The following is a 14593-nucleotide window of genomic DNA, read 5'->3' as shown; positions in this document are numbered from 1 at the left end:
AATTTTAGGTATTAGGTTCAGACGATTGTTCTTGAGGTGAAGCATTTAAAAAACCATCAGGAAAATCCAAAGTTCTAATTGGGAATGGAATATTAATATCGTTAGCATCAAACACGGCTTTTATAGCTATTATAGCTTCAGATTTTGCTTTAGCAACTTCTAATGCCGACGTAGATTCTATCCAGAATCGTGTTTCAAAATTAATAGAACTATCTGCAAATTCTTTATACATAAACAATACATCTTGTTTAGATGTTACAGCTTCAAATTCATTATAAATTGTTGTAATCACTAAATCTTTAACAAATTTTAAATCTGAGTCGTAGTGCACTCCACAATTTAAAATAACACGGGATTGTGAGGTTGTAGAATAGTTTTTTATTGGGGCTTCTACTACCATTTTATTGGGTAAATACACCAAATTATTATCGACTTGTTTTAAGGTCACAGAACGTAAATCTATATCGACAATCTCTCCTTCATAACCATTACTTTCTACCCAGTCTCCAAATTTCACAAAATGAACGTAAGATAACACAACTCCAGAATAAAAATTAGCCAAGGCGCCTTGTAATGCCAAACCAATTGCTAAACCTACAACTCCAGCTCCTGCTAATGCTGTTTTTAAAACAGTACCTAAATTAAGAATACCAAGCACAAGAAATAACCCAAATAAAACAATAACAGCAGACACCAATTTAGATATAAGATGTCGCATAGAAGCTTGCAACTTACTTCTAATTAATATTTTAGAGACCAATTTATCAATATACTTGGAAATATATAGTACCACCGTAAATACAACGATAGCTAGTATAAAATTAGGAATCGCTCCAACAATATCATTTAACCAAGCATCTAACTTTCCTAACATGTTAGACCAAGCCTCTTTTAATTTATTTTCCATATTTCCAGATTAAAATCTCCTTTTTAATTTTCTTGAAAGCTACTAAATAATACATAACTCCATGAACTCTTTTAAGTTTACTAATACTACATATGTTATTTTAAACTTTAAAAAAAAGCTTAGTTTACTCCATTTTTAAATAAAAAACCCACGTTAATAGTTCTATAAGATAAAGAATAATTTACTAATAGTTTAAACGCTTTACTAATGTACTTAATGTTAATCCTTGTACTAAAATTGAAAATACAACTAGGATATACGTAATAACTAAAAACAATTCTCTGTGCATTTCTGTAGTTAAACTTAAAGCTAAAGCTATTGAAATTCCGCCTCTTAACCCACCCCAAGTCATTATTTTATTTGTTTTAGGGACGATATCTAATCGTTTTTCAAACATAATTATCGGACCATATAATGAGATATACCTGCATAATAATGCGATGGGAATAGTTACTAAACCAGCAAAAATATAGGTCCACTTAAACTCCAAAACCAACATCTCCATACCAATTAACACAAATAAGATTGTGTTTAAAAGAATATCTACTAGTTCCCAAAACTTATCTACATAATTTTCTGTAATTTCAGACATTGCAGATCCTCTAACCGTATCGTTACCCACAACCAATCCCGCTGTAACCATGGCTAAAGGGGCAGATAAATGTAATTTTTGTGCAATCACAGTCCCTACCATAACTGTAGCTAAAGTTATTATCACCTCAACATCATAATCGTCTATAGATTTCATTAAACGATAGGTTACATATCCTAAAAGCAAACCTAAAACCACACCTCCAATCACCTCTCGCGCAAATAACTCAATAACATCAAGCACTGCTACACCTCCACCATTAGTAACGTTGGCAATTTCAAATATGGTTAAAAAAACCACAACTCCTACACCATCGTTAAACAAAGATTCTCCAACAATTTTAGACTCTAAATCTTTAGGTACACCTACTTTTTTTAAGATTCCAAGTACCGCAATGGGATCTGTAGGCGAGATTAGAGCTCCAAAAAGCAAACAATACACATAACCAACTTCCATACCTAAAAGCATTAAAACACCATACACGAGTGTACCAATTAAAAACGTAGATAGCAGCGTACCAACAGTGGCAAAAACAAAAACGGGCCAACGCTGTATTTTTAATTGTTCGAAATTAGTATGTAACGCACCTGCAAAAAGCATAAAACTTAGCATGATATCTAACAATACCGTTTCAAAATCTATTTCTGTAATTAATTGTCGCTCTGCCAACAATAAAGTTTTATCTATTGTAGCTACCGCAAGAACAACTAATGTAAATACCAAAGTTATTAGCATTAGCCCTATAGTATTGGGGAGTTTTAAAAACCGCACATTAATGTATCCAAAAGCTGCAGAAAGAAAAACTAGCGTCGTGATGATAATAAAATAATCCATAGTATATCGTTATGATTTTTAAATTAACTCTAAATTATGCAGATTTACAAAAACTTAGTCAATTCAATTTTTATAAAAACAGTAAATTAGCTGTAAACAAACTGAAACTATAACGACTTAATAAACGGTTCTATTTCTAAAGAAATAGACTAAACTATTCTTAAACATGCAAAAAACCTATTACGATCCTGCCGATTTAAAAAAATTTAGTAAAATATCTGAATGGAACGAGACTCTTGGAGAAAAGTTCTTTGATTATTATGGAAAAGTTTTTGAAGAAGGCGCACTTACTGAACGCGAAAAATCTTTAATTGCATTAGCCGTTTCTCACACCGTACAATGTCCTTATTGTATTGATGCTTATACAGGAGATGCTTTACAACGCGGTATTACTAAAGAAGAAATGATGGAAGCTTTACATGTCTCCGCAGCTATTCGTGGCGGCGCAGCTTTAGTTCACGGCGTACAAATGATGAATAAAGTAAATAAATTAGAGATGTAATTTCTTCTGAAGTTATTAAAATTAACATGACTCAAAAATCATTACATAAGCGTAACAATCAATTAGCACAAAGCCAAAAGCAACTCGAGTTTTTAGCCAATGGCATTTTTAAAACAGGAGAACTTCCAACATTTAAAAACAAACTTAAAGACACTGGTATTGCTCCTTTAACAGCAAATACATTAGAAATTCTTCAAATTAATGTGGGCTATATGTGTAATCAAGTTTGCGAACATTGCCACGTAGATGCCGGTCCAGACCGAAAAGAAATCATGACAAAAGAGACCATGTTACAGTGTCTTGATGTAATTAAAAATACACACGCTCATACATTAGATCTTACAGGTGGCGCACCAGAAATGAATCCTAATTTTAGGTGGTTTGTAGAAGAAGCTTCCAAAGCAGGGATTAAAGATTTTATAGTTCGCTCTAACCTAACCATAATAAGAGCGAATAAAAAATATCACGATTTGCCTGAATTTTTTAAAAACTATAATATTCATGTTGTTAGCTCTATGCCGCATTGGACACAAGGTAAAACAGACAAACAACGTGGTAAAGGCGTTTTTAATCAATCTATCCAAGCCTTAAAAGACTTAAACGCTATTGGCTATGGCATGCCCGATAGCAAATTAAAGCTAGATTTAGTTTACAATCCGTCGGGTGCATTTTTACCCGCAAACCAATCTGCAATGGAAAAAGATTTTAAATCGGCTTTATTAGAAGATTTTGGTATACATTTTCATCAACTTTTTGCTATTACCAATTTACCTATAAGTCGGTTTTTAGATTATTTGATTGCTTCCGATAATTACGAAGACTATATGTACGCACTGGTTGAGGCTTATAATCCACAAGCAGCAAAAAGTGTAATGTGCACCAATACTCTCTCTATAAGCTGGGACGGATACTTATATGATTGCGATTTCAATCAGATGCTTGAATTGCCCGTAAACAGCAAAGTAAAGCACATCTCTAATTACAACGAAGATTTGCTAAACGGCAGAACTATTGTAACCTCACAACATTGCTATGGATGTACTGCTGGTGCCGGTAGTAGTTGCCAAGGCAGCGTTGCTTAATATAAACTTAAATACCAAAACATGGGATTTTTAACCTCTAATGATAATGAAACTAACGACGATGCTCTGGCTACGTTTCATTTTCCAACATCTAAAAAAGCATTAATTATTTTTGCTAGAAACCCTGAACTAGGAAAGTGCAAAACCCGTTTAGCACAAACCATTGGCGACGAATATGCGTTAGACATTTACAAAACACTACTCGAGCATACTGCTCAAATTTCTTCAAATGTAAACGCAGATAAGTTTGTGTTTTATTCTGAGCATATTCATAAAAACGACACTTGGGACGATAATATTTTTAGAAAAAAGCTCCAACAGGGAGAAAATCTTGGCGAACGTATGAGTAATGCCTTCAAAGAATTATTTCAAAATAATTATCAGAAAGTTGTTATAATTGGAAGTGATATTTTAGATCTTTCTTCTCAGATTATAAACCATGCTTTTAATAGTCTAGATGAAAACGACACCGTTATTGGACCTGCAAAAGATGGCGGTTATTACTTACTAGGCATGAAAACATTACATCAAGAAGTGTTTCAAAATAAAGACTGGGGAACCGCAACAGTGTTAGAAAATACATTAGAAAATTTATCTAACAAATCTGTTTATTTGCTTGAAGAATTAAATGATATCGATACATTTGAAGATATAAAAGATTATCCTCAACTTAAAAAATATAGCATACATTATGATTAAGTACATTAACGAAACCACAGAATATTTACAAAACAAAGGCTTCGACAAACCTGAAATCGGGATTATTTTAGGTACTGGATTAGGTAAATTATTAAATGACATTACTATTATTCACGAAGTAAGCTACAATCAGATTCCCTATTTCCCAACTGCAACGGTAGAGTTTCATAAAGGAAAATTAATTTATGGAGAACTAGAAGGTAAAAAAGTTGTGGTTATGCAAGGCCGTTTTCATTTATATGAAGGCTACACACTACAGGATATAACATATCCAGTAAGAATCATGAATCAATTAGGAATTCACACTCTCTTAGTATCTAATGCCTCTGGAGCTGTAAATTTAGATTATGCAAAAGGCGATTTAATGTTAATAGACGACCATATAAATTTACTAGGCGGTTCGCCACTAGCCTTTAAAGGCGTATCTAAATTAGGCGAACGTTTTGCAGATATGAGTGCGCCTTACGATAAGGCTATTAACACAAAGTTTAAAGAAATTGCTAAAGCACACAACTTTACTTTACATGAAGGCGTGTATGCCAGTATGTTGGGGCCGCAATTAGAAACACGTGCAGAATATAGAATGCTAAAAACATTAGGAGCAGATGCCGTTGGTATGAGCACAGTACCAGAAATTATAGTTGCCAATCACTTAAATTTAAAAGCAGCTGCAGTGTCTGTAATTACAGATAAAGGAGATCCAGATCATTTACAACCTGTAAATATTGAAGATATTATCGCTATGGCAGAAAAGGCTGAACCAAATATGATTACATTATTTAGAGAGCTTATAAAAACGCTCTAATTTGCAAGTAACAAAACTGCATCTTGTTTTATACCATATAATAAAACAAGATGCTTTATTATTTTATGGAAAAATACATTAATATTATTCAAGATTCATATTCTGGATATTGGAGATACTTAAAATATGAACTAATCTCTATTAACCATTGGGATAATTATTTCTATGGCTTAATTATTATTTCATTGATTGTTTGGGGTTTAGAAATTGTATTTCCTTGGCGTAAAAATCAATCTATATTTAGAAAAGATTTTTGGCTAGACACCTTTTATATGTTTTTTAATTTTTTTCTCTTAAATTTAATTGTTCTAATTGCACTATCAAATACAGCTGCTACAGTGTTTAACGATATCCTTTCAGTAGTAGGTTTAACTTTAAATGACCTCCAATTGTTTAAAGTTAATCAACTTCCAAAAGCAGCAAGTTTATTTATCTTTTTTATTGTTAGTGATTTTGTTCAATGGAACACGCACAGACTATTACACCGGTTCCCGTTATTATGGGATTTTCACAAAGTACACCATTCTATTAAAGAAATGGGATTTGCTGGACACTTACGCTACCATTGGATGGAACCTGTTATTTACAAATCGTTGTTATACATTCCTATTGCTATTATTGGCGGATTCGACGTGCAAGATGTGGTCTTAGTTCATTTTTTCACTATTGCCATAGGACATTTAAATCATGCAAATCTAGGTTGGGATTATGGCCCTTTTAAATACATACTAAATAACCCTAAAATGCACATTTGGCATCATGCTAAAGAATTACCACCAAACTCAATTTATGGTTCAAATTATGGCATTACATTAAGCCTTTGGGATTATATATTTAAAACAGATTATGTCCCGCATAACGGACGAGATATTGAATTAGGATTTGAGAAAGATGAAGAGTTCCCAGATCAATTTATAACGCAAACTTTTTATCCTCTAACTAAAAAAAAGGAAGAAACCACAAGCTAACACCCTACAATAAAACCCATTACAAAAGCTTATTTTGTTAAAAACTAATAAAATTTACTTAATAAAAATGTAAAATGTATTCTGCGTTTCGTGTAATCATTTACTTTCACATAAAACTACCAACATGAAACAATTTTACATTTTACTTTTTATTTGTTTAACTTTTAGTGTATTCTCTACACGAGCGCAAACTCAAATTCATGCCAAAGTTTTAGATTCTACAAATTTAGAACCCATCTCGTTTGCAACCATCTCTTTTAACAACACCTCCGGAGTAATAAGTAATGATATTGGACAATTTCAATTACAAATAAACACACCAATTTCTGAACAAGACTCGTTAATATTTAGTTGTTTAGGTTACGAGTCTAAACATATAGCTGCCAAAACATTTCAAGACAGTATAGTGGTTTTAAAACCTAAATCTATAGAGCTTAATGAAGTTATGCTCTTCAATAAAAATTATACTGTCGATGAAATTATCGAGAAGGTAGAAGACAACTTAGATAAAAATTATGGTGGCACCTTCCAAAAAAGCAAACTTTTTTTCAGAGAAACTTATGGATCTACTATTCTTAGAAAATCGGTTAAAATTAAAACGTCTACTATACCAGAATTTAATCAAGAGCTCACAGATAGCATATTAAGCGACATCCCTCTAAACTCATACCATTACACAGAGATTTTAGGCGAATTTTATAAAAACAAATCAGAAGCTAAAAAAGACACAGTTATTAAATTAAATATTCTTAAAGCCTCAGAACTTTACGATAAAAATAATGAAATGACTTTTGAAGCCTATGAAAAAAAACTAAATGCAATTGTAAAAAAACATGTAAAACGCGATTCTTATTTTAAAATAAAATCCGGATGGTTTGGTACAAAAGAAGATGTAGATTCTTCATTCTTTCAAGACGAGTCCAATAAAAAATCTGAAGCCTTTTTAGAAGCTGAAAAGAAAAAAGAAGAAGACAAGAAAAAAAACTTTCTTAAATACAGAAAATACGTAATTAATAGTATGGAACGTAGCAGTTTTGTTAGTGAAGAAGCCAGTTTAAATTGTATACATAAATCAAACCGTTACGAGTTTGAACTTTTAGATTATTCTTTTCTTAATGATCAGTATGTATATAAAATTGCATTTAAACCCAAACGTAGTGAAGATTATAAAGGTATTTTATACATTAATACAGAAGATTTTGCTGTGATTAGAGTAGATTTTAAAAACGTAAAATCGCTTAAAACATTCAAACTTCTAGGAGTTTCGCTAGATGTGTATCAACGCGAAGGCAGTTTTATATATGCAAAAAACAAAACTGGGAACTACAGTTTAAAATATGCAGAAATAGAAACTGCTAATAAAACAGGTATAGATAGACCTTTTAAGATTATTGAAAAAAACAAACATGTAAAAGGCCGTAGAAAGCAAAACGAACTGTCTGGAGACATTAACTTTATAGCCAAAAATTATTCCAAACGAGAGTTAGTCGCCTTTGAAAATGAAACCATCACTGCAGCCGAGTTTAATGCTTATAAAGAAAAAGCCGACGTAAAACCTATTTATTTACCAGCCTACGATCCAGAATTCTGGAAAGGATATAATATAATAGAACCCAACAAAGCAATAAAAGAATTTAAAAGTATAATTACAGAAAAAAATTAATTTTCTTGAAAGTATTCACTCTTTTTACAGACTAAGCAATAGTATAGTTATTAAAAAATAATTTTTGTTTAAAATCGCTTTTTAAGATTACAGCTACATGTTCTTATTAAGCGGTTTTTTTTGAATTTAAACTCCAAATTATAACGACAAACAAGAAGATTTATAAAAACATACAACAAATCCAAATAACTAAGTATATTTGCAATCCCTTTTTATATCCCAATATGGCTCTAATTAAAGTGATTATACCTGCTTATAACGAAGCAGATTCTATTGCACACGTTATTCATGACATACCAAAACTTGTAGACGAAGTTATTGTTGTTAGCAACAATTCTACTGACCATACAGAAAGAAATGCAGTTCAAGCCGGAGCAACCGTTTTAACAGAAACAAATAAAGGTTATGGGTATGCGTGTTTAAAAGGTATGGAATATATTTCTAAACAAAACATTAAACCAGACATCGTTGTTTTTATAGATGGCGATTATAGTGATTATCCAGAACAACTAACAACCCTTGTTTCACCCATTCTAGAAGAAAATATTGATTTTGTAGTAGGCGCACGTACAAAAAATCTTCGAGAATCTGGTTCTATGACTGTTCCTCAAGAATTTGGAAACTGGTTAGCAACCAGTTTAATGCGTTTATTTTTTAATTCTACCTTTACAGATTTAGGCCCTTTTCGTGCTATAAAATACTCTAAATTACTAAAATTAAACATGTTAGACAAAACATATGGTTGGACCGTAGAAATGCAACTAAAAGTTTTAAAGCATAATTTTTCTTATCGCGAAATTCCTGTAAAATATCGTAATAGAATTGGGGTTTCAAAAGTTTCAGGTACAATAAAAGGTGCTATATTTGCAGGCATAAAAATCTTGTACTGGATTTTTAAATATAGTATAAAAAAATGATTTTAGAAACAATAATAATAGCAGTATACTCAACGTCTTTAGCATTAATATTCATGTATGCTTTAGCACAATTAAACTTATTATTAAACTATCTTTCCGCCCAAAAGAAAGACACACATTTACCGCCTTTAGATCTCTCTAAAGAAAACGAGATACCCTATGTTACCATACAGCTACCTGTATATAACGAAATGTACGTTATGGATCGCTTACTGGAAAATATTGCTACCATAGATTATCCTAAACACAAATTAGAGGTTCAGGTATTAGACGATTCTACAGACGAAACCGTAAAATCTACGTACAATCATATCCAAAAGTTAAAAGCTACAGGATTAGACATCGTACATATTACTAGAACAGACCGTAGCGGATTTAAAGCTGGAGCCTTAAAAGAAGGTTTAAAAATTGCAAAAGGTGAATTTATTGCCATTTTCGATGCCGATTTCTTACCAGAATCAGACTGGCTACTACGTACATTACCCTATTTTAAAGATAGAAACATCGGGGTAGTACAAACACGCTGGGGACATATTAATCGAGAGTATTCACTATTAACTCGCATCCAAGCTTTTGCTCTAGATGCCCATTTTACATTAGAACAAGTGGGACGAAATAGTAAAGGTCACTTTATTAACTTTAACGGTACAGCTGGGGTTTGGCGTAAGGATTGTATTATAGATGCAGGAAACTGGGAAGGAGACACACTTACCGAAGACCTAGATTTAAGCTATCGTGCACAACTTAAAAACTGGAAATTTAAATATTTAGAAGATGTAGAAACACCAGCAGAGCTTCCTGTGGTAATTAGTGCCGCACGTTCGCAACAATTCAGATGGAATAAAGGTGGTGCAGAAAACTTCAGAAAAATGTTATGGAAAGTTTTAAAATCCGATAATATTTCTGGTAAAACAAAACTTCACGGTGTACTTCATTTATTAAACAGCACCATGTTTTTAAACGTATTTATTGTTGCTGTATTAAGTATTCCTATGCTTTATATTAAAAATGAATATGCACACCTAAAACCATACTTCTACGTCATGAGTTTCTTTGTGGTAAGTAGTGTTATTTTCTTTATTTGTTACTGGTTTATGTATCGGAATATATATGGCGGCGGAATCAAGAATTTCATAAAATACATTGGTATGTTCTTTACATTTTTTACGGTAGCCATGGGCTTTTCTCTACACAATTCTATTGCTGTATTAGAAGGCCATATCGGAAAACGTAGCGAATTTGTGCGTACACCTAAATTTAATATTAGCAGTCTTAAAGATAGCTGGAAAGGCAACAAATACATCAAGAAAAACATCTCTGTAAATGTTATTTTCGAAGGCTTACTTACACTTTATTTCGCTTTCGGAATGTACAGTGCATTTATAGTAGGAGACCAAGGTGGCGATTTTGGATTATTTCCATTTCACCTCATGCTCTTCTTAGGTTTCGGTTACGTGTTTTTTAAATCATTAACCTCTAAAGCTTAAATTTTATTTTGGCGTTACCCAAGGGTCGCGCTTTCCGTTGCAATCTTTTGCACAAAAGCAAAAGGATTTTCACTACAATCACTAACGCAAATTCTTCATAAATACAACTTTGTTCACAGCAAAAAACAAGGTCGTATTTATGGAGAATTTTATGGTTATAAGTATCTTTGTAAAACACAATAACTATTATAATAGTTATTAATTTACAGCGACAACATGAAGGTCTATAAACCCAAAAACCGTTTAACAGCTCAAGAATATATTGACGGTATTTTACAAGGCAGCAGAGTAATTTTATCTCGTGCAATCACCTTAATAGAAAGCAACTTAGAAAGCGATAAAATACTCGCTAAAGAAATTATTCAGGCCATTTTACCACATTCAGGAAAATCCATTCGTATTGGTATAACCGGTGTCCCTGGCGTGGGAAAAAGTACATTTATAGAAGCCTTTGGCAAATACCTCACATCTTTAAATTACAAAGTTGCTATATTATCTATAGACCCCAGTAGTCAACGTTCTAAAGGCAGTATCCTAGGAGACAAAACAAGGATGGAAGAATTAATCCATAACGAGAATGCCTACATTCGCCCCTCTGCCTCTGGAGACACCCTCGGTGGTGTAGCAAATAAAACCGGAGAAAGCATGTTACTTTGTGAAGCCTCTGGTTACAATATTATTTTAGTAGAAACCGTAGGGGTCGGACAATCGGAAACTGCTGTTCATGGCATGACAGATTTCTTTCTGCTTTTAATGCTTGCTGGCGCTGGAGACGAACTACAAGGGATAAAAAAAGGAATCATGGAAATGGCAGATATGGTAGTTATTAATAAAGCCGATGGTGACAATATTAAGAAAAGTGAAATGGCACGCTTACAATATCAAAATGCGTTACATATATTCCCACAAGCAGATTCTGGATGGACGCCAGTCGTTACTAAAGCGTCTTCAATAAAAAACACTGGAATAGATACTGTTTGGGAACACATCTTAAAATACAAAACCCTTGTAGAAACAAATGGCTATTTTGACGAGAATAGAAATCATCAAAAAATAAAATGGATGTATAACAATATCAACGAAGAATTAAAGCATCTATTTTATGGTGCGCCTCATATAAAAAGTAAACTTTCTACGCTAGAAAGTGAGGTTATAACATCAAAAGTCTCTCCCGTAAAAGCGGCACAACAGATTATAGATTCTTTCAAGAAAAATATATAAATTTTTAAGTAATCAATATTAGTTGATTCGAAAGAGGTATAGGCAGATAATAATGTTATGAAAGATGAAAAACTTAAGGAAGTTATTAAAACACTTTTTCAACTTCAATCACAAATAAATCTTACAGTAGAAAGCTTAAATGAAATAAATAATAATCAACAAATTCTTGAAGGAATTAAAATAGAGAATTATTTCGATAAAAATTTGAATCTAAAATTATCAACAAGTGGAATATTAGCTAATTATTCAATACTTCTTTTCTGTTCCTTTTTAGAAGAATACAATGATTTTTTCAATATATCATACTTAAAAAACAGTAATTGTGAAACCATTTCAATAGTACGACAAAAAAACAAAGCAGGCATAAAAAGAATTAACAAATGGAAAGATTTATATAATTTTAGAAATCAACTCATTGCCCATAATTATAGAATTAAAAAAAAATCCTTTTTCTCTAACGAAACTGCAATGCATGAGTATAAAATACCAAATACATTATCTGAAAAAAACTTACTTTCAGGTATAATTTATTTTATTTGCTTAAACATAAGAGATGCATTCCCAGAAGTGACACTTGAGTTAAATATCAAAGAAAAAATGGCTGATATATTAAATTTAATTGGAGAAGTCGTTGATAACGAAAAGGAGCTAAAATTTCTGTTTGACAAAATGAAATAATAAAACATTTAAATACCATCCAATCTAATTAAAAAAACCCCACCACTGACGCACATCAGCATTGGGGTTTTGTGCAAAAAAAATAAAATACTACTACTAAACTTCTTCGTGTTCTAAATATTTTTCTAAAATTGTGATTGCCGATTTTGAAATCACAGTACCAGGGCCAAAAATAGCAGCCACCTTATGCTCTAATAAAAAGTCATAATCTTGCTCCGGAATTACACCACCCGCAAACACCATAATATCTGGACGGCCTAATTTAGCAAGTTCATCTATTAACTGCGGAATTAACGTTTTATGTCCTGCAGCCAAACTAGATGCTCCTACAAAATGCACATCGTTTTCTATGGCTTGTTTTGCCACTTCTTCCGGCGTTTGAAACAGTGGTCCCATATCGACATCAAACCCTAAATCGGCAAAACTAGAAGCGACAACCTTTGCCCCTCTATCATGTCCGTCTTGCCCCATTTTAGCAATCATAACACGCGGACGACGGCCTTCAACCTCAGCAAACACATCGGCTAATTTTAAAGCTTTTGCAAAGGTACTATCGTCACTCACTTCTTTACTATACACGCCACTAATAAGTTTTGTATCGGCTTTATGTCTTCCAAAATGCACTTCTAAAGCATCAGAAATTTCACCAAGAGTTGCAAAATTTTCTGCAGCTTCTACAGCCAATTCTAATAAATTCCCTTTGCCAGAAGCTGCACAATCTGTTAAAGCTTTTATTTTAGCATCAACAACAGCTTGATCTCTATTTTCTTTGAGTTTCTTTAAACGTGCAATTTGAGAATCTCTTACTACTGTATTATCTACTTCTAAAATATCGATAGTCGATTTTTCATCGGTTTGAAATTTATTGACACCCACTAAAATATCTTGACCAGAATCTAAACGCGCCTGTTTTCGTGCCGAAGCTTCTTCAATACGCATTTTAGGCACTCCGGTTTCTATCGCTTTTGCCATACCTCCTAATTCCTCAACTTCTTCGATTAACTTCCAAGCTTTCTTAGCAATCTCTTTTGTAAGATATTCGACATAATAAGACCCTGCCCAAGGATCGACTGCCTTAGTCATTTGGGTTTCATCTTGAATATAAATCTGAGTATTACGTGCTATTCTGGCTGAAAAATCTGTTGGTAATGCAATGGCCTCGTCTAAGGCATTAGTATGTAAAGATTGCGTACCGCCTAAACCTGCCGCCATAGCTTCTATACAGGTTCTTGCCACATTATTAAAAGGATCTTGTTCACTTAAACTCCAACCCGATGTCTGGCTATGGGTACGTAACGCCATAGATTTTGGGTTCTGAGGATTAAATTGCTTTATAATTTTTGCCCAAAGCATACGTGCCGCACGCATTTTAGCAATTTCCATAAAATGATTCATTCCAACAGCCCAGAAAAAAGATAATCGCGGTGCAAATTCATCTATTTTTAAACCTGATTTCAAACCTGTTCGTATGTATTCCATACCATCGGCTAGCGTATAAGCCAATTCAATATCGGCAGTTGCGCCAGCTTCCTGCATATGATAACCACTTATAGAAATGGAATTAAATTTAGGCATATACTTTGTGGTGTATTCAAAAATATCTCCAATAATACGCATAGAAGGTAAAGGCGGATAGATATAAGTATTACGCACCATAAACTCTTTTAAGATGTCGTTTTGTATGGTTCCGCTTAACTGCTCTAAAGCCACACCTTGCTTTTTAGCCGCAGCGATGTAAAATGCCATAATTGGTAATACAGCGCCGTTCATCGTCATAGACACCGACATTTTATCTAATGGAATTTGGTCAAATAAAATTTCCATATCTAAAATAGAATCGATTGCTACACCAGCTTTACCCACATCGCCCGTTACTCTTGGGTGGTCTGAATCGTATCCGCGGTGCGTGGCTAAATCGAAAGCCACAGACAATCCTTTTTGCCCTGCTGCTAAATTTCGTCTATAAAAAGCATTTGATTCTTCGGCAGTAGAAAATCCGGCGTACTGACGAATGGTCCAAGGGCGCAACGCATACATCGCACTATACGGACCTCTTGTAAATGGTGGTAATCCAGAAACAAAATTTAAGTGTTCTGCATCTGCAATATCTGCTTTAGAGAAATGTGTTTTCACCGGAATACCTTCTGGAGTATTCCAAAGGGTTTTATGATCTGAAGATACGGTATCCTGTTTAGATACAGTGTCTAATGTTATATTTGAAAAATTTGGTTTCATATG

General features: G+C 33.1%; 13 protein-coding genes. 10 read left to right on the top strand and 3 right to left on the bottom strand.

The window, feature by feature from the left end; all coding sequences use genetic code 11:
* Positions 1 to 4: 4 nt before the first annotated feature.
* On the bottom strand, positions 5 to 907 hold the full coding sequence (locus FNB79_RS06260) for a mechanosensitive ion channel family protein (protein ID WP_143380500.1): 903 nt from the start codon (positions 905 to 907) through the stop codon (positions 5 to 7).
* 184 nt (positions 908 to 1091) lie between these two features.
* On the bottom strand, positions 1092 to 2333 hold the full coding sequence (locus FNB79_RS06255; protein WP_143380499.1) for a cation:proton antiporter: 1242 nt from the start codon (positions 2331 to 2333) through the stop codon (positions 1092 to 1094).
* 166 nt (positions 2334 to 2499) lie between these two features.
* Between FNB79_RS06255 and FNB79_RS06250 the strand changes: the two genes are divergently transcribed.
* From FNB79_RS06250 to FNB79_RS06205, 10 genes are all read left to right on the top strand, one after another.
* Positions 2500 to 2835 (top strand): arsenosugar biosynthesis-associated peroxidase-like protein, encoded by a 336-nt coding sequence (locus tag FNB79_RS06250; RefSeq protein WP_143380498.1) that lies wholly within the window; start codon positions 2500 to 2502, stop codon positions 2833 to 2835.
* Positions 2836 to 2861: 26 nt separating this feature from the next.
* Entirely contained in the window at positions 2862 to 3917 is a 1056-nt protein-coding gene (gene arsS, locus FNB79_RS06245; protein WP_143380497.1) for an arsenosugar biosynthesis radical SAM (seleno)protein ArsS, read from the top strand.
* Positions 3918 to 3938: 21 nt separating this feature from the next.
* The gene (locus FNB79_RS06240) at positions 3939 to 4616 is read left to right on the top strand and encodes a TIGR04282 family arsenosugar biosynthesis glycosyltransferase (RefSeq protein ID WP_143380496.1); all 678 of its coding nucleotides are present in this window, start codon (positions 3939 to 3941) and stop codon (positions 4614 to 4616) included.
* Entirely contained in the window at positions 4609 to 5421 is an 813-nt protein-coding gene (locus tag FNB79_RS06235) for a purine-nucleoside phosphorylase (protein WP_143380495.1), read from the top strand. Before FNB79_RS06240 ends, FNB79_RS06235 begins: the two co-directional genes overlap by 8 nt.
* Before the next feature lie 65 nt (positions 5422 to 5486).
* Positions 5487 to 6389 (top strand): sterol desaturase family protein, encoded by a 903-nt coding sequence (locus FNB79_RS06230; RefSeq protein WP_143380494.1) that lies wholly within the window; start codon positions 5487 to 5489, stop codon positions 6387 to 6389.
* 124 nt (positions 6390 to 6513) lie between these two features.
* Complete coding sequence (locus FNB79_RS06225; protein ID WP_143380493.1) at positions 6514 to 8052, top strand: carboxypeptidase-like regulatory domain-containing protein; 1539 nt, start codon at positions 6514 to 6516, stop codon at positions 8050 to 8052.
* A gap of 224 nt (positions 8053 to 8276) precedes the next feature.
* Positions 8277 to 8969, top strand: coding sequence for a glycosyltransferase family 2 protein (locus FNB79_RS06220; protein WP_143380492.1), 693 nt, complete (start codon positions 8277 to 8279; stop codon positions 8967 to 8969).
* Positions 8966 to 10456, top strand: a complete 1491-nt coding sequence (locus FNB79_RS06215; RefSeq protein WP_143380491.1) for a cellulose synthase family protein — start codon at positions 8966 to 8968, stop codon at positions 10454 to 10456. Before FNB79_RS06220 ends, FNB79_RS06215 begins: the two co-directional genes overlap by 4 nt.
* A gap of 216 nt (positions 10457 to 10672) precedes the next feature.
* Positions 10673 to 11677 (top strand): methylmalonyl Co-A mutase-associated GTPase MeaB, encoded by a 1005-nt coding sequence (gene meaB, locus FNB79_RS06210; protein WP_143380490.1) that lies wholly within the window; start codon positions 10673 to 10675, stop codon positions 11675 to 11677.
* Positions 11678 to 11734: 57 nt separating this feature from the next.
* Positions 11735 to 12355, top strand: a complete 621-nt coding sequence (locus tag FNB79_RS06205) for a hypothetical protein (protein WP_143380489.1) — start codon at positions 11735 to 11737, stop codon at positions 12353 to 12355.
* Between the two features lie 96 nt (positions 12356 to 12451).
* On the opposite strand, the gene scpA is transcribed toward FNB79_RS06205, so the two are convergent.
* Entirely contained in the window at positions 12452 to 14590 is a 2139-nt protein-coding gene (gene scpA / locus FNB79_RS06200) for a methylmalonyl-CoA mutase (protein WP_143380488.1), read from the bottom strand.
* Between the last annotated feature and the right edge of the window lie 3 nt (positions 14591 to 14593).

Origin of the sequence: Formosa sediminum, assembly GCF_007197735.1 — a bacterium.
In the GTDB taxonomy this organism is placed as follows: Bacteria; Bacteroidota; Bacteroidia; order Flavobacteriales; family Flavobacteriaceae; genus Formosa; species Formosa sediminum.
This window is presented reverse-complemented; position numbering and strand designations above follow the sequence as displayed.

Coding starts and splice junctions, on each gene's coding strand:
- FNB79_RS06260 (WP_143380500.1), bottom strand. CDS start 907: ATGGAAAATAAATTAAAAGAGGCTTGGTCTAACATGTTAGGAAAGTTA.
- FNB79_RS06255 (WP_143380499.1), bottom strand. CDS start 2,333: ATGGATTATTTTATTATCATCACGACGCTAGTTTTTCTTTCTGCAGCT.
- FNB79_RS06250 (WP_143380498.1), top strand. CDS start 2,500: ATGCAAAAAACCTATTACGATCCTGCCGATTTAAAAAAATTTAGTAAA.
- arsS (WP_143380497.1), top strand. CDS start 2,862: ATGACTCAAAAATCATTACATAAGCGTAACAATCAATTAGCACAAAGC.
- FNB79_RS06240 (WP_143380496.1), top strand. CDS start 3,939: ATGGGATTTTTAACCTCTAATGATAATGAAACTAACGACGATGCTCTG.
- FNB79_RS06235 (WP_143380495.1), top strand. CDS start 4,609: ATGATTAAGTACATTAACGAAACCACAGAATATTTACAAAACAAAGGC.
- FNB79_RS06230 (WP_143380494.1), top strand. CDS start 5,487: ATGGAAAAATACATTAATATTATTCAAGATTCATATTCTGGATATTGG.
- FNB79_RS06225 (WP_143380493.1), top strand. CDS start 6,514: ATGAAACAATTTTACATTTTACTTTTTATTTGTTTAACTTTTAGTGTA.
- FNB79_RS06220 (WP_143380492.1), top strand. CDS start 8,277: ATGGCTCTAATTAAAGTGATTATACCTGCTTATAACGAAGCAGATTCT.
- FNB79_RS06215 (WP_143380491.1), top strand. CDS start 8,966: ATGATTTTAGAAACAATAATAATAGCAGTATACTCAACGTCTTTAGCA.
- meaB (WP_143380490.1), top strand. CDS start 10,673: ATGAAGGTCTATAAACCCAAAAACCGTTTAACAGCTCAAGAATATATT.
- FNB79_RS06205 (WP_143380489.1), top strand. CDS start 11,735: ATGAAAGATGAAAAACTTAAGGAAGTTATTAAAACACTTTTTCAACTT.
- scpA (WP_143380488.1), bottom strand. CDS start 14,590: ATGAAACCAAATTTTTCAAATATAACATTAGACACTGTATCTAAACAG.